This is a genomic window from Lysobacter sp. Hz25, assembly GCF_046097045.1.
Taxonomy (GTDB): Bacteria; Pseudomonadota; Gammaproteobacteria; order Xanthomonadales; family Xanthomonadaceae; genus Lysobacter; species Lysobacter antibioticus_B.
In genome coordinates this window covers 3,426,851-3,442,551 of the sequence record NZ_CP175666.1, presented here as the reverse complement: position 1 = coordinate 3,442,551, position 15,701 = coordinate 3,426,851, and the positions used below count along the sequence as shown (strand labels likewise).

General features: G+C 67.4%; 13 protein-coding genes. 6 read left to right on the top strand and 7 right to left on the bottom strand.

Annotation, left to right across the window (positions count from 1 at the left end):
- Positions 1-115 precede the first annotated feature (115 nt).
- Positions 116-1,021, top strand: a complete 906-nt coding sequence (locus ACKN61_RS14060; protein ID WP_408950069.1) for a LysR family transcriptional regulator — start codon at positions 116-118, stop codon at positions 1,019-1,021.
- Positions 1,022-1,272: 251 nt separating this feature from the next.
- On the opposite strand, the gene ACKN61_RS14055 is transcribed toward ACKN61_RS14060, so the two are convergent.
- From ACKN61_RS14055 to ACKN61_RS14045, 3 genes are all read right to left on the bottom strand, one after another.
- A complete protein-coding gene (locus ACKN61_RS14055) occupies positions 1,273-2,706 on the bottom strand; it encodes a DUF1501 domain-containing protein (protein ID WP_408950068.1) in 1,434 nt (477 codons plus the stop codon).
- Between the two features lie 12 nt (positions 2,707-2,718).
- Positions 2,719-4,476 carry a DUF1800 domain-containing protein gene (locus ACKN61_RS14050; RefSeq protein WP_408950067.1) on the bottom strand — a complete coding sequence of 586 codons (1,758 nt, stop codon included), beginning with the start codon at positions 4,474-4,476 and terminating at the stop codon, positions 2,719-2,721.
- A 76-nt stretch (positions 4,477-4,552) separates the two neighbouring features.
- Positions 4,553-4,852 carry a hypothetical protein gene (locus ACKN61_RS14045; RefSeq protein ID WP_408950066.1) on the bottom strand — a complete coding sequence of 100 codons (300 nt, stop codon included), beginning with the start codon at positions 4,850-4,852 and terminating at the stop codon, positions 4,553-4,555.
- Between the two features lie 169 nt (positions 4,853-5,021).
- Here ACKN61_RS14045 and ACKN61_RS14040 point away from each other — a divergent pair, with 169 nt between their 5' ends.
- Positions 5,022-7,700 carry a TonB-dependent receptor plug domain-containing protein gene (locus ACKN61_RS14040; protein ID WP_408950065.1) on the top strand — a complete coding sequence of 893 codons (2,679 nt, stop codon included), beginning with the start codon at positions 5,022-5,024 and terminating at the stop codon, positions 7,698-7,700.
- A gap of 92 nt (positions 7,701-7,792) precedes the next feature.
- On the opposite strand, the gene ACKN61_RS14035 is transcribed toward ACKN61_RS14040, so the two are convergent.
- Positions 7,793-8,203: a hypothetical protein gene (locus tag ACKN61_RS14035; protein WP_408950064.1), complete on the bottom strand. Its 411-nt coding sequence runs from the start codon at positions 8,201-8,203 to the stop codon at positions 7,793-7,795.
- Between the two features lie 243 nt (positions 8,204-8,446).
- Here ACKN61_RS14035 and ACKN61_RS14030 point away from each other — a divergent pair, with 243 nt between their 5' ends.
- Positions 8,447-9,655 carry an ATP-binding protein gene (locus ACKN61_RS14030; RefSeq protein WP_408950063.1) on the top strand — a complete coding sequence of 403 codons (1,209 nt, stop codon included), beginning with the start codon at positions 8,447-8,449 and terminating at the stop codon, positions 9,653-9,655.
- Positions 9,652-10,194 (top strand): response regulator transcription factor, encoded by a 543-nt coding sequence (locus ACKN61_RS14025; protein WP_408950062.1) that lies wholly within the window; start codon positions 9,652-9,654, stop codon positions 10,192-10,194. Before ACKN61_RS14030 ends, ACKN61_RS14025 begins: the two co-directional genes overlap by 4 nt.
- A gap of 194 nt (positions 10,195-10,388) precedes the next feature.
- On the opposite strand, the gene ACKN61_RS14020 is transcribed toward ACKN61_RS14025, so the two are convergent.
- Both ACKN61_RS14020 and ACKN61_RS14015 read right to left on the bottom strand, forming a co-directional pair.
- Positions 10,389-11,501 carry a glycoside hydrolase family 99 protein gene (locus ACKN61_RS14020; RefSeq protein ID WP_408950061.1) on the bottom strand — a complete coding sequence of 371 codons (1,113 nt, stop codon included), beginning with the start codon at positions 11,499-11,501 and terminating at the stop codon, positions 10,389-10,391.
- Between the two features lie 29 nt (positions 11,502-11,530).
- On the bottom strand, positions 11,531-11,869 hold the full coding sequence (locus ACKN61_RS14015; protein ID WP_408950060.1) for a hypothetical protein: 339 nt from the start codon (positions 11,867-11,869) through the stop codon (positions 11,531-11,533).
- Between the two features lie 146 nt (positions 11,870-12,015).
- Here ACKN61_RS14015 and ACKN61_RS14010 point away from each other — a divergent pair, with 146 nt between their 5' ends.
- Entirely contained in the window at positions 12,016-12,219 is a 204-nt protein-coding gene (locus ACKN61_RS14010; protein WP_408950059.1) for a hypothetical protein, read from the top strand.
- Between the two features lie 24 nt (positions 12,220-12,243).
- The gene (locus tag ACKN61_RS14005; RefSeq protein ID WP_408950058.1) at positions 12,244-14,103 is read left to right on the top strand and encodes a S8 family serine peptidase; all 1,860 of its coding nucleotides are present in this window, start codon (positions 12,244-12,246) and stop codon (positions 14,101-14,103) included.
- 122 nt (positions 14,104-14,225) lie between these two features.
- Here ACKN61_RS14005 and ACKN61_RS14000 read toward each other — a convergent pair whose 3' ends face one another.
- Positions 14,226-15,623 carry a GntP family permease gene (locus tag ACKN61_RS14000; RefSeq protein WP_408950057.1) on the bottom strand — a complete coding sequence of 466 codons (1,398 nt, stop codon included), beginning with the start codon at positions 15,621-15,623 and terminating at the stop codon, positions 14,226-14,228.
- Positions 15,624-15,701: the final 78 nt, after the last annotated feature.

Here is a 15,701-nt window from a genome sequence, read left to right as displayed (position 1 = left end):
TTCCGCGGTGGAGGCAGTCTGCTGATTGTCTTGGGTTGGATAAACCAGGCTGGATTGGCAATACAATTCAATAATTGCCAATAATGGCCGCCGTCGGCCGCCCTGAGAGCCCGCCATGGACCGCTTCGAGGCCCTGCGCTTGTTCACCCGCATCGTCGAACTGGGCAGCTTCACCCGCGCCGCCGGCGTGCTCGACCTGCCCAAGGCCACCGCGACCCATGCGATCAAGGAGCTGGAGGCGAGCCTGGGCGTGCGCCTGCTCGAACGCACTACGCGCCAGGTGCGGCCGACCCTCGACGGCCAGGCCTATTACGAGCGCTGCGTGCACATCCTGGCCGAACTCGACGATGCCGATTCGGCGCTGCGCTCGGTGGCGAGCAATCCGCGCGGCACCTTGCGCCTGGACCTGCACGGCTCGCACGCGACCGGCATCATCCTGCCGCGCATCGACGAGTTCCGCGCGCGTTATCCGCATATCGACCTGGCGATCAGCAGCGGCGACCGCCTGGTCGACCTGGTGCGCGAGGGCATCGACTGCGTGGTGCGCGCCGGCAACCCGCGCGACTCGTCGTTGATCGCCAAGCGTTTGGCGGTGATGCCGGAGGCGACCTGCGCGAGCCCCGACTATCTGGCGTATTTCGGCACCCCAAAGCATCCGGACGAATTGTCCGCGCACCAGTCGGTGGGGTTTTTTTCCAGCAACCGCGATGTGCGCTATCCGTTCGAGTTCATCGTCGACGGCGAATTGCGCGAGGTGCCGCTGAATTCGTGGATCTCGGTCAACGAAGCCGAATGCTATGTCGCCGCGGCCTTGCGCGGCTGCGGATTGATCCAGTTGCCGCGGCATCACATCGAACCGCATCTGCGCGATGGCCGCCTGGTGGAAGTGTTGGGCGACTACCGCAGCCCGGGCGTGCCGGTGTCGGTGTTGTATCCGCAGCATCGGCAGCTGTCGCCGCGGGTGCGGGTGTTCGTCGACTGGGTGTCGGTGCTGTTCGCGGAGAAGTTCGGGGCGGAGTAGTGGGGGGGGCGCTGCAACAGCAACAGCAAATCCCCCCTGGCCCCCCTTTTCCAAAGGGGGGAAGAGGTATGGGGATCGGATTAGGGCGGGGTGATTACGCAGCGAGCGCTGGTGCTTAGCCCCCTTTGCAGAAGGGGGCGGCGCCCGACAGACATCGGTGAAGACCGCGAAGGCAGAGCGCGGGGGATTTGCTCTTGCTCGCCCCACGCGAAGAAGCAACGTCCCTCAGCCAGCGCGCGGACGGTCCGGCGTCAATCCACCAACTGCCGCATATACCGCAGCAAACGCTCGAGCAAATCCGGATCGTCCACCGCCGCCGGTTTCGTCGCCGGTTTGTACAGCCGGCGCAGCTCCGGCTGCGGTTTCGCCAGCGTTCCGAATTCGCGCATGATCCCGAGCGGCGCATAGCCGGTATAGCCGGGAAATACCGTCGCAAGGTCGGTGTTGCCCATCCGCCGCACCAGGATTTCCGACAGCACCTGGCGATGGTCGGTGGTCACCGGCACGTCGCCGAAATGCGGCGACAGGATTTCCGGATCGAGCCCGGACCAGGTGCCGTAGAAACGCCGGCCGTTGACCGGGCCGCCGAGCACCAGCACCGGATTGCCATAGCCGTGGTCGGTGCCGCCGTTGGCGTTGGCGCGCACGCGCCGACCGAACTCGGATTGCACCACCACGGTCACGCGCGAGGCATGTCCGCTCGCGTCGAGTGCGGCATAGAACGCCGACAAGGCCTGCGAGAGTTCGGCGATCTTGTTCTGGTAGTAGTGATAGCCGCTGCCGGCCGTGCCCTGGCCGTCGTGCGTGTCCCAACCGCCGAGGTCGAGCGTGGCGTAGTGCAGGCCGAGGTCGAACTGGATCGACTGGGCGATGGTCCACAGTTGCTGGGCGAAGCCGCTGCTCGGCCAGCCCGCCGGCGGCGCGCTGTAGGACTGGCGCGCGATCACCTGCAAGGCGCGGTCGGCGCGTTGGCCGCCGAGTTCGAGCGCGGTCGTTCCGGCCCACAGGCTGGCCAGGGTTTCGTTGACGCCGCGGAAGCCGACCGGCGAATCGGGCCGCGCGGTCTGCCACGACCAGGCGCCGGCGTTGAGGGCGAAATCGTTCGGGCTGGCCATGGTCAGCGCCTGCACCGAAGCCAGCAGCCCAGCCGGTTGCCGCGAAGCGACGCCGAGCGCCGGCAGTTTTTCCGCGCCGCTCAGGTTCGGCTGGGTGTTCATCGCACGGGTCAGCCAACCGCTGCCGATGCCTTGCTGCCCGGGCGTGCCCAGGTCGATGTAGAGCTGCGCATCGAAGTGGCTGCGGGTCACGCTGGTGGCGAGTCCGCAGCCGTGCACGATGGCCAGGTGCCCGGCGTTCCACAGATCGCGCAGGCCGCTCGCGGACGGATGCAAGCCGAAGCCGGTGGCGGCGCCGGTGCCGAGCGTCAACGGCAAGGCGCCGTAGGTGCCGGTCGCGGCGATCGACAGATTCGGTCGCGCCTGCTCGTAGAAACTGCGGTCGTCGCCGCTGATCGGCACGACCAGGTTGAGGCCGTCCAGGCCGCCGCGCAGGAACAGGTGCACGACGGTGTCGTGGCTATTGGCGGCGGCGAAGGCGGGGTTGGCGAACAGCAGGGCGGGGCCACCCACCGCACCGGCGGTGACGGCGGCGGTGCCTTTGAGAAACTCGCGTCGGGTCAGCGTCATGTCGGCGGCCTGCTAGCGGCTGAGGAATTCGGGCGACATCAGGATCAGCGACACCATGCTGCGCAATCGGTCCTGGTTGTAGTGGCGCTTGAGGTCGCTCGCCGCCCAGGTGTTGGTGTCGGTGACCACGTAAGTGAGCGGGTCGCCGTTCTGGGCCATGAAGGCGATCAAGGTCTGGCGCCGCGCCGCGGTCGGCAGATAGCCGAGGATGCGCTTGCACCAGAAATCGACCAGCTTGGTCGGCGTCCACGACGGTACCTTGCTGCGCGTGGTGGCGAGGATCGGCGCCATCGGCACGCCGCCGTCCTGGGTTTCGGTGATCCAGTTGAGGATCTTCCAGGTCATCGCATAACTGCCCGAACCCGACCACGCAGCCTGGGTGTCGGGATAGCCGTTCGGCGCCGGCCATTCGTAGGGCGCGTGGCCGGTGAAACCCATGCGCCAGGCGAACTCGTCGCTCTTGGGCGTGCCGACTGCAATCGTCCAATCGCTGCCGAGCGTGCGCATCGCCGCGGCCACGGCTTCGAACGGGCGCCGCGACTTCAGGCCCCAGGCCTGCGCGAACGCGCTCGACAAGACGATGTGGCGCACCGTCAGCGCGATCTGATCGGGGCTGCGCCAGTTCTGGCGGAAGATCGCCGCCGCACTGGTCACGAGAGCCGCGCTGGGCGTGTCGCTGACGAAGCGGCGGATGAGTTTCTTGCAGATGAAGCGGGCCACGCCGGGGTGGCTGGCGAGGCGGTCGAGCACGTCGCGCCCGTCCTTCAGCGCCGGCTGCTCGGGATAGAGCATGCGGCCGAGCAGGAACTTCGGGCCGGCGTCGTGCCAGGCCTGGCGATAGACGAAGCTGCCGTCGTTCTCGGTCGGGTACTGCCAATGGCCGTTCTTGATCGACCAGCCGGTGAAGGCCGAGGCGGTCTCGTAAACGTCGATGTCGGTGTAGCCGGCCGGGTAGGTCGGGTCTTCGGCATCGGGCGGAACCTGGAACGGGTCCATGAAACCCAGGTAATGCTCGGCGCCGAGCGTATGCAGTTCCAGCAACTCGCGGGCGAAGTTTTCGTTCGGGCCGGCGCGGGTGTTGGAGGCGTTGTCGAGGTAGTAGAGCATCGAGGTGCTCTTGGCGACTTCCTCGAGCATCGCGCGGAAATTGCCGAAGGCATGCGGGCGCAATACGTCGCGCTGGTAGTGCACGTAGACCGGGCCGGCGTCATAGTCGCTGGCGGTGACGTTGAAATGGTCGTGCCAGAAATTGACCATGACCTCGCGCAACTGGCGCTTGGAATGCACCGCGCGCACCAGCGCTGCGCGCTGCGCCTCCCAGGCCGGGCGCATGCGCACTTCGTAGGCCGGGTTCGGCTTGACGTGGTCGGCCCATAACTGGGTCAGCGATTTGCCCAGGGTGGTGTAGCCGGCGTTGAGCAAACGCGTCTCGACCGCGCTGTCGTCGATGTTGGCCCAGTCCAACTGCCAGTCGACGTAGTTCGCCAGCCGCTGCGTATCGGTGGTGCCGAGCGCGTTGAACTCGCTGATCGATTGCGCGGTGGCGCCGTAGCTGAGGCTGGCGAGCGCGCGCACCACGAACGGAGGACGCGGCAGGTCGAGCGGCGAAACCAGCATCGGCGAGGCCTGCACGTCGGGCGCGGCGCTCAGCGTCGCGTCGAGTTTGGCGCGCGCGGCTTTCGACGGCGTGCTGCGTCCGAGCGTGCCGTAACGATCCTGCAGTCGAGTGCGGATCGCGGCCTGTTCGGAGGCGGTTATCGAGCGGGTCATCGGCGCGCTCCTGTCATCGGTCGTGTCGGGGAGCGCGAGCTTATGTCGGCCGGCAAGCCGCAAAGTCCCGGTTGCGTCACAGATCAATGTGTCGTGGGATGCGCTGCGTCACTGTTCGAATGCGCACAGTCCACGGCGAATTCACCACGATGGCGCAGTTATCCCCATCAACGTGCGAATGGTCACGCAGATAACGAGCATCGATCGAATCGCATTGCGTGCGGCTTTGCCGATTCTGTCGATTTGCCGACGCCATGTTCACGAGCGGCTCGCATCGGCTTCGTGCGCAAGCGCACATCGCCGTTTCGACGGGCTCGGCAGGCTCTGCGTCGCAAAGCAAATTCCCGGTCGCCATATGCAGATGCAGCGCCTTCATTTCTGTGTGTGCTGCATAGCAACAAAGATGAATCGAACGCCAGTCGCCAGTGTTCGGGGATCGCAACACCCGGCGGCTCGGCCCACCCCTCTGCCAAGGATTCCCCATGCACGCTGTCCTGCGGCTGCAACGCCGACCGCTTTCCGTCGTTCTCGCTTTGGCGTTGCCCATGATGGCCGCGTCCGCTGTCCAGGCCGCGGACGCACCGCCCGCCGACCAGGCCGCGACCAATCTCGAACAAGTCGTGGTGACCGGTTCGCGCATCCCGCGTGCGACCCTGGAAGGGCCGTCGCCGGTGACGATCATCAGCAAGGAGGAAATCGACGCGCAGGGCTATCGCAGCGCTTTCGATGCGATCAGCGCGCTGACCCAGAACACCGGCTCGGTACAGGGCGAGGATTTCGGCAATACCTTCACGCCGGCGGCCAACACCATCAACCTGCGCGGCTTCGGTCCCAACCACACCCTGGTGCTGGTCAACGGCCGGCGCCTGGTCGATTACCCGCTGGCCTATGAAGGCTCGGTCAACGTCGTCAACCTCGCCAACATCCCGACCGCGTTGATCAAGCGCATCGAAGTGCTGGCCGGCGGCGCCTCGGCGATCTACGGCTCGGACGCAGTGGCCGGCGTGGTCAACATCATCCTCAAGGACAAGTTCGAAGGCACCGAAGTCAACGTGCGCGTCGGCGGCACCGAGCAAGGCGGCGGCCAGAATCAGCGCCTGCAGGTGGTCAGCGGGCTGTCGGGCGACAAGTTCGACGCGGTATTCGGCATCGAGCTGCTGCATCGCGAAGCGATCTGGGGCGATCAGCGCGACTTCATGGATTCCTTGCTCGACCAGCCCTCCGGCACGGCATTGTTGCCGACCCAGGTGGCGTTCCGGCGCAACGCCCAGAGCAATGGCTTCATCGATCCGGGCGCGGCCTGCGATGCGGTCTCGGGGCTGTACCACGGCTCGGTGCAGCGCACGCGCAATCCGCGCCAGGGCTGGTACTGCGGCAGCAACGAGGCCTCGCCCGCGTTCTGGACCGTGCAAACCCAGAAGAAGAACGCCGATGCCTACGGCTCGCTGACCTGGCGGCTGAGCGACCGCACCGAGGTGTTCGCCGACCTGCAGCTGGGCATCTCCAGCATCGAGAACAACACCCGCGCGCCGAGCTGGACTTCGGACAACAATTATTTCTACAACCAGGCCAGCGGCCTCAACGAAATCTGGTACCGCCGCATCGCCCCGGAAGAGATCGGTTCGGCGCACGCCAACAACAATCGCTTCCTCGAACGCTCCTGGGCGTTCACCACCGGCCTGCGCGGCAGCTTCGGCGAGTCGGGTTGGGACTTTGAGGTCGCCTACAACCGCGGCCGCTACGAGAACCGCACCAAGCGCCGCCAGTTCCTGAAAGGCATCAACGAGTTCTACCTCGGCCCGCGCCTGGGCACGCGCAATGGCATCGGCGTATACAACCCCGATCCCTCGCGCCTGTACCAACCGCTGACTCCGGCCGACTACCAGCGCCTGACCGGCTTCTACGAAAGCGAAAACGCCGCCTGGATCCAGAACCTCAGCTTCACCGTCAACGGCGACCTGTTCGAGCTGCCGGCCGGCACGGTCGGCTTCGCCGGCGTGCTCGAAGCCGGCAACCAGGGCTATAGCAACCGCCCCGATGCGCGCCTGGGCGACGGCACGTTCTGGAACACCAGCTCGGGTACGCGTGCCGAAGGCGAGCGCGACCGTTATGCGATCGGCGCCGAGATCAACGTGCCGATCTTCAGCACCCTGACCGCATCGGCGGCGGCGCGCTACGACGAGTTCCGCTTCGCCGGGCGCAAATCCGGCAAGGGCACCTGGAACATCGGCCTCGAGTACCGCCCCTTCGACAGCCTGCTGCTGCGCGGCAGCGCCTCGACCAGTTTCCGCGCGCCGGACATGAACTATATCTTCGCTGCGGAAACGCGCGGCTATAACCCGGGCATGACCGACTACTGGCGTTGCCGCACCGCCGGCCAGCCTTACGACAATTGCGATTACTCGGGGCTGGCGATCGATTACACCAGCGCCGGCAACCGCGACCTGAAGCCGGAAAGCGGCAAGTCCTACGGCTTCGGCCTGGTCTGGTCGCCGTCGGAACGCTTCGACGTTTCACTGGATTACTACAGCATCCGTCTCGAGGACGAAGTCACCAACCTCAGCAGCAGCCGCATCCTGCGCGAGGAGGCCGATTGCCGTCTCGGCGCGACCGTCGGCGGCGAGAGCCGCGACATCAACTCGCCGCTGTGCCAGAACGCGCTGAGCCGCGTGCTGCGCAACCCGGCCGATGCCGCGGTGCAGCCGAACCAGGTTCGCCGGGTGCTGATCAATGCGATCAACGCCGCCTCCGAACGCACCGACGGCATCGACCTGAAGACCAACTTCCGTTGGAACGCCGGCCGCTACGGCGACTTCAGCAGCCGCCTGGGCTACACCCTGGTGCTCAAGCACGATTACCAGCAGTTCTCCGACGACGAGAAGACCGATCGCCGCGATTCGCTCGACGCGACCGATTGGCGCAGCAAGATCAATGCCGGTGTGACCTGGAACATCGGCCCCTGGAGCTCGAACCTCGTCGCCCTGCGCTACGGCAGCCTGCCCAACAGCGACGGCAGCGGCCGCATCGCGCCGTACACGCGCTACAACGGCAGCGTTTCGTATCGCTTCAACGACCGCGGTTCGATCGCCTTCATCGTCAACAACCTGCGCGATTCCAAGCCGCCGGCGGACCGCAGCGGCGGCGGCTGGCCGTTCTATCCGGTCGGCAACTACGACCCCTACGGCCGTCAGTTCTGGTTGGAGCTCGACTACCGTTTCCGCTGAGGAGGCGGCACAGGCGCGAGGCCTGTATCGACAAAGAGAAAGCGGGCCTCGGCCCGCTTTCTCTTAATCGGCGGACGTGGCCGAGCCTGCGCTCAGAACGGCCCGTTGATCGCCAGCGAGCGGCTCAGCGTCTTGGCCTCGCCGGTGGCCAGGTTGGTGTAGGTCACGTTGATGATGTCGGAGATCGCCATGCCGCCGCGGTATTGCTGGCTGCAGCGCGAAGTGGTGCAGGGCAGCACCAGGCCCAGTTCGGTGGTCCAGACATAACTGTAGCTGCCGGCCGGCAGATTGCGGATCTCGAACGCGGCGGTGTAGCTGCTGGCCGGATAGAACGAGGTGCAGCGGCCGAAGTTGCCCACCGGCGGTTGGTCGTTGGGGCTGACGAAGCAATACAGCACCGGCCCGGTGATGGCTTGGGGGGCGATCTGCTGCGCGGCTGCCGGCGCGAATGCGGAGGCGGCGACCGCGGCGGCGACGAGCGCGCTGCCGAACAGGGTGTTCATGAGAGCCAATCCCTTTGATTTCATGAGGTCCGTTCCTGAAGTGGCCAGACGATTCTGGCCAGGCCGAGGATAACGCGCGGATATCGGGCGGGGCCGCGGGCTGTCGGAACTGACAGGGCCGTCACGAGTCCCCGCCGCGGCCGCGGGCCGCGGCTGCGACCGGATGACGCAGGCTCCGGGGCGGCCCGCGGGCGCATTGGCGCGGATGCGATAATCGCCGCTCCCGCTCCGTGGACTCCGCCTTTGCTGCACCTGCTGATCTACCTGCGATACATGGCGGTGGCCGGGCAGATGCTCACGGTCGCCTATGTCGTCGAGCGCTTGAATCTGCCGATTCCGGCCCGCCCCTTGTTGGCGATTTCGGCCGGCCTGCTGGCCTTCAACGTCCTCAGTCATGTGTGGTGGCTGCGCCATCGCAACGCCGGCGCGCGCGCGTTGATCCTGCAGTTGCTGGTCGATCTGCTGGCCTTGACCGCCTTGCTGTATTTCTCCGGCGGCCCGGCCAACCCCTTCGTGTCGCTGTACCTGGTGCCGGTGGCGGTGGCGGCGATCGGCCTGGAAATCGCGCCGATGCTCGGCCTGACCGTGCTGACCGCGGCGCTCTACACCTGGCTGCTGCAACACCATGTGCCGCTGCCGCACGTCCACGGCGGCGATTTCGAGCTGCACGTGACCGGCATGTGGGTCAATTTCCTGCTCTCGGCGGTGATCATGGGCGTGGTCCTGAGCCGCTTCATGAGCATCGTGCGCGACCAGCGCCGCCGATTGTCGGAAGCGCGCGAACGCGCGATCCGCGACGAGTCGTTGTCGGCGCTGGGTTCGCTCGCCGCCGGCACCGCGCACGAACTCAATACGCCGCTGGCGACGATGAGCCTGTTGGTCGACGACTGGATCGCGAGCGACGCGCCGCCGGCGCGCGAGGACGTCGAACTGCTGCGCGGCCAACTCGCGCATTGCCGCGACCATGTGCGCGCACTGGCCGAGATGGCGCGCCGTGGCGCCGCCGGCGAAGCCACTGTCGAAGACGCCGACCGTTTCGTCCACGCCTGCGTCGATCGCTGGCGTTTGCTGCGGCCGAATGCGACCGCGGTGTTCCGCGGCGGCGCGGCCGATCGCGAAGTACGCATCGACGCGGCCTTGCCGCAGGCGCTGATCAACCTGATCAACAACGCCGCCGACGCCAATGCCGCGCGCGGCCGCGACGAGCCGGTCGAGGTCGCCACGCAGGTGCGCGAGGGCTGGTTGGTGGTGACGATCCTCGACCGAGGCGCCGGCCCCGCCGGCATCGCCGCGCGCCCGCGCCACGACAGCGAGGGGCCGGGGCTCGGCATCGGCCTGATGATTTCCAAGGCCAGCATCGAACGCAGCCGCGGCCGCGTGCGCCAATTCGAACGCGAGGGCGGGGGCTGCGTCACCGAAGTCGATCTGCCGTTGACCAGGGCGCCGGCATGAGCCTGCCCGCACGCATGCTGTTGATCGACGACGACCTGGCCTTCTGCCAGGTGCTGGCGCGCTTGCTGCAGCGTCGCGGCGTCGAAGTGCAGGCGCGCCACGATGCGGCGAGCGCGTTGGCGGCGCTGGACGAGTTCGCGCCCGAAGGCATCCTGCTCGACCTCAAGCTCGGCGCCGACAACGGCCTGCTGTTGATCCGCGCGCTGCGCGAACGCTGCCCGCAGGCGCGGATCGTGCTCGCGACCGGCTACGCCAGCATCGCCACCGCGGTCGATGCGATGCGGCGCGGTGCCTGGAACTACCTGCCCAAGCCGTTCGACATCGAAGCGTTGGCGCAGTCGTTCGAGTCGCCCGCGGCCGAAGCGCCGCCGCCCGAACCGCCGCTCGACCCGCCGTCGTTGAGGCGCCAGGGCTGGGAACACGTGCAGCGCGTCTTGGCCGAATGCGGCGGCAACGTCTCCGCCGCCGCGCGCGTGCTCGGCGTCGACCGGCGTACCCTGCAGCGGCGCCTGGCCAAGCGGCCAGTGCGCGAGCGTTAGCCGCGACGAATCCGCAAGACGCGGCGTCTGCAAAGGGTAGGAGCGGCGCGAGCCGCGACCGCGCCAATGCGGGCGGCTTCGTCAGCAATCTTTCGCAAAGAAGCTTCGGCTACGACCTCTTGCATGATGCAACGCCGGCTCTGCGGCGGCGCGGTCGCGGCTCGCGCCGCTCCTACCCTTGAAGCGGTGAGGCGCTACCGGGTGGCGACGGGCTTATAGCGCTGCAACCAATACGCGGTGCGTTCGAGGTAATACTCCGGCGTGCGCGGCGCGTAATCCAGATACTCGAAGGCCGCGTGCTTGAACGCGACGGCCGGTTCGATCTGGGTGCCTTCGTGCCATTCGTTGAACGAGGTGATGCCGATGAACGGCGCGCCGCTGTCGATCGCCGCCTCGAACATCGCGTCGTAATAGCGGCCGCCGTCGCGCTCCTTCGTGTTCTTGGCATTCCAGGGGCGCACGCGGGTGTCGATATAACCCGGGCCGACCGAGGGAACGAACAGCTTGCCGTGTTGCTTGGCCCAACGCTGCAACTCCGGCCAATGCTCGGGCGTGGCGCCGTAGCTGAAGCCGCGGCTGGCGAAATAGGTGTAGAAGCCGTCGAAGCCGGAGTGCTCGAAGAAGGCGTGCTCGTCGGCGCCGACCCACAGCCCGAGCACGTCGGCGTCGAAGGCGGTGCCGCGGATGCTGTCGGCGCCGTCGCGGCCCAGCACCTGCGCCCAGTCCTTGGCGTCGATGACATAAGAGTCGTAGACGAAGAACAGCGGGCGTTTGCTGTCCGGATCGCGATAGAAGGCCGGGTGCGCGCCGAAGGTCTCGACCAGATAGCGGATCGAGGCGCGCGCGTCGGTGGCAGTCTTTCGCGCGGCCGGCTCGATCTGGAAACAGATGCGCAGGCCGTGACGCTGCGCGGCTTCGAACAGCGGGCGCAGGCTCTTGTAGCTCGGGTCGTCGACGCCGAGCCAGGTCACCGCGATCACGCCGATCCGCGCCGAGGCGATCATCGCCATGTGGCGCTCGATCACCGCCGGGTCGGCGCTGCTGTATTCGCCGAGTTGCGGATAAAAATTGGCCGAGATGTCGCCGTTGCCGGGCAGGCGCTTGGTCGTCCGGTCGCGGTCGTTCTCGCGCAGCACATCGTGCGCCCAATGCAGCGGCGCGCCGTCGAGCGTCGGGCTGCCGTACCAGTTGTAGTAGAAGGCGATCGCGCGTGGATTCAATGCCTGTGACGCATCCGCCGCCGAGGCGAGCAGCGGCGACAGCAGCGCGACGATCGACAACAGGCAACGCAATAAGGACAGGCGCATGGACGAGTAGGGCAGCGATGGTGGCCCGACTATAGGACGCCGCGCGCGTTGCGCCCAGCGGCCTCGCAGCGGCAGCGGGCGGTTTTGGCATTGTCGGAATCGTCGAAATGCATCGGGTCCCCGATGATTTCACTGCTGCGCTCGCCGACACGTCGTCCAGGGCGAATATTTTTCGATTCGTTTGGAATTTTTTGGATGGCCGGACGGTCGCGCTGCAAGCCCGGCCGCCTGGCCTCGGCCGAACCCTGCCACGGCGCAAGCCGCGACCGCCGTCTCAGGCCGTGGCAGCGCATCGCCGGCGCGGACCGGTGCGCATCGCTTTCTGTGATGCCACTCAACGTCGCCGGCGGAACGCCGTTCGTATTCACGTGGACGCCGCCCCGGCGCGGGCGCAGTGTCGGTAGCCGTCCCACGACGCCAGCAGCAGGGACGCCCGCAGTCGCTCTTCAGCACTTCTCTAACCCGAGCCGCCGTCGTCGCCGACGGCGTTCCATCGATCCATCGGAGAACTCGCATGACCGACCGTCGTCTGTTGCATCTCGCCATCGCCGTAGCGATCGGCCTTTCCGCCACCGCTTCTTCCGCGCCGGCCGCCTCGCCGGGCGCCGATCCGCGTTTCGAACTCGACCTGGGCGGATTGCGTTTCGACCCGCTCGCATCCACGCCGGTGCAGCCCAGCAGCGTCTGGGGCCGCGCGCGCGCCGATGGCGAAGACTGACGGCTGATCCAGTTCGGCGGCCCGGTGCGCCAGGCCTGGCTCGACGAACTGCGCCGTGCCGGCCTGGAGCCGGTGCAATACGTCCATCCCTACACCTATGTCGCCTGGGGCCGTCGCGATGCCTTGGCGCGGCTCTCCGGCCGTCCTGAAGTGCGCTGGAGCGGCGATTTCCTGCCGGCGTATCGGGTGCAGCCCGAACTGCGCAAGGCCGAACTGCGCAAGGCCGCGACCGGGGCGGTCGAGGTCGATGTCGTCAGCCGCCGCGGCAACTCCGGCTTCGTCACTGCATTGAACGTGCTCGGTGCGAGCAAGGTCGGCGCCGAGGCGCGCGCGATCGATCGTCACTTGCAGGCGCAGACTCTGCGGATATCGGCTGACCGCCTCTCGGCACTGGCGCAGACGCCCGGCGTTTACAGCGTGCAGAGCGTGCCGACCGACGGCGGCCTGCGCGGCGAGATCAGCAGCCAGATCAACGCCGGCAACGTCAACGCGAGCAATCTCGCCTTGCCCGGTTATCGCACTTATCTGACGTCCATCGGCGTCGACGGCAGCGGCGTGACCATGGCCAACGTCGACAGCGGCATCTACCACACCCATCCCGACCTGGCCGCGCGCATGACCGCCTGCGTGGGCAGCACCTGCGGCGCGGCGGCGAGCAGCGCCCACGGCACCCACACCGCGGCGATCATGGCCGGCGACGGCGCATCGAACGTCAACGCGACCACGCCGAACGGCAGCTTCCGCCGCGGTCTCGGCGTGGCGCCGGGGGCCAAGTTGGTCGAGCAGCGTTATTCGCCGACCTACAGCCAGGCCGGCGGCATGTTGCTGTTGATGACCCAGTCGGTGCGCAACCGCGCGGTGATCTCCGGCAACAGCTGGGGCCCGGCCGGTTCGCCGCGCGGTTACGACAACGCCACCCGCCAGGTCGATGTCGGCGTGCGCGATGCCGACCCCGATGCGCCCGGCGATCAGCCGCTGAACTACGTGCTGTCGTTCATGAACGGCAACGGCGGCACCCAGAGCCAGGGCACGCCGGACGAAGCCAAGAACACCTTCACCATCGGCTCGACCAAGGGACAGACCTCGGCCACGGTGCAGCTGACCGCGATCAACGACTTGTCCAGCAACACCGCGCACGGGCCGGCGCTCGATGGCCGGCGCATACCGAGTATGGTCGCGCCGGGGTGTTCGATCGACTCGGCCAACAGCGCCAGCGGCCACGGCCTGATGTGCGGCACCAGCATGGCCTCGCCGCAGGTCGCCGGCGCCAGCGCCTTGTTCGTGCAGTACTACCGCGCGCGCTTCGGCGTCGATCCGAGCCCGGCGTTGACCAAGGCCGCCTACACCGCGGTCGCGCAGAACCTGATCGGCCGCCTCGATGCCGACGGCGGCACCCTCGGCACCGCGCCCGACAGCAAGCAGGGCTGGGGACGGATGCTGATCAAGCCGGTGCTGCAGCCGGCGCAGAGCGTGCAATACCTCGACCAGAGCCGCGTGTTCAACAACAGCGGCGAAACCTGGACGCGCACGTTCACCGCGGCCGACCCGAGCCAGCCGATCCGGATCATGCTGGTCTGGACCGATGCGCCCGGCCACGGCCTCGGCGGCACCACCCCGGCCTGGAACAACAACCTCGACCTGCGCGTGAGCAGCGGTACCAGCACCTACCTCGGCAACGTCTTCTCCAGCAGCGGCTGGTCGGTGACCGGCGGCAGCGCCGATGCCAGGAATAACGGCGAGGGCGTGTTCCTGCAGGCCGCGCAGCATGGCGGCAGCGTCAACGTCGAAGTGCGCGCGACCGACATCAACTCCAACGCACTGCCGAACGCCGGCGACGACACCGACCAGGACTTCGCCCTGGTCTGCTACAACTGCGCGTCCTGAGCCTTCCTACCCGCTTAAAGCCCCTCTCCCGCGTGCGGGAGAGGGGGGGTGAGGGCGGATGAGGTGAGGTAAGGGCAGATCGATACGCAACGAACGATCGATGAGCCGCCGTAACGCCGGCCTCACACCACCCCGGTCGCATAGAACACCCCGATCACCACGAACACCGCCATGGTCTTGATCAGGGTGATCGCGAACACGTCCTTGTAGGCCTGGCGGTGGGTCAGGCCGGTCACCGCCAGCAGGGTAATGACCGCGCCGTTGTGCGGCAGGGTGTCCATGCCGCCGGACGCCATCGCGGCGACGCGATGCAGCACTTCCATCGGGATGGCGGCGGCGTTGGCGTTGGCGATGAAGCTGTCGGCCATGGCCGCCAGCGCGATGCTCATGCCGCCCGAGGCCGAGCCGGTGATGCCGGCCAGGGCGGTCACCGTGACCGCTTCGTTGACCAGCGGGTTCGGAATCGCGGCCAGGGCATTGGCGACCACCAGAAAGCCCGGCAGCGCGGCGATCACCGCGCCGAAACCGTATTCGCTGGCGGTGTTCATCGCCGCGAGCAGGGCGCCGCCGATCGCCGCCTTGCTGCCTTCGGCGAAGCTCGCCGTCACCGGCTTCCAGGCAAACACGACCACCGCGGCGATGCCGATCAACAGCGCGCCTTCGACCGCCCAGATCGCGGCGATTTTCGACACCTCCTGCACCACCGGTGCGGCGTCGCCGATCACCGCCGGGTCGAAACTGTGTCGAGCGCCGTAGATCTGCGGCAGCCACACGCTGAAAGCTTTGTTGGCGATGCCGACCAGCAGCAGCGGCAGGATCGCGACCGCCGGATGGGCGAGGCGGCCGCCGGCGAACGGCGCCGGTTCGTTGATCAGATTCTCGCCGTAGCCTTCGCCGGCGCGCAGCGCCACGCGGCGACGCCAGTTCAGATAGAGCAGGCCGACGATCAGGATGAACACGCCGCCGATCAGGCCCAGCCAGGGCGCGGCCCAGGTGTCGGTGCCGAAGAAGGCGGTCGGGATGATGTTCTGGATCTGCGGCGTGCCCGGCAACGCGTCCATGGTGAAGGTGAACGCGCCGAGCGCGATGGTGCCGGGGATCAGGCGCTTGGGAATGTCGCTCTGGCGGAACAGCTCGGCGGCGAAGGGATACACCGCGAACACCACCACGAACAGCGACACGCCGCCGTAGGTGAGCAGGGCGCAGACCGCGACGATCGACAGCATGGCGCGTTCGCGCCCGAGCAGGCGGATGGTCGCGGCGACGATCGACTTGGAGAAGCCCGAGACCTCGATCAGCTTGCCGAACACTGCGCCGAGCAGGAACACCGGGAAATACAGCTTGAGGAAGCCGACCATCTTGTCCATGAACAGGCCGGTGAACATCGGCGCGACCAGGCTCGGGTCGGTCAGCAGCACTGCGCCGAGCGCCGCCACCGGCGCGAACAGGATCACGCTGTGGCCGCGGTAGGCGACATACATCAGGAAGCACAGCGCGGCCAGCACGATCACGAACGCCATCGGTTTGTTTCCCCGTGACGAACGTCCAGGCCCGTCGGTGCGCGCAGTGTCGGCAAGCGCGGGCGGGCGGGGCATTGT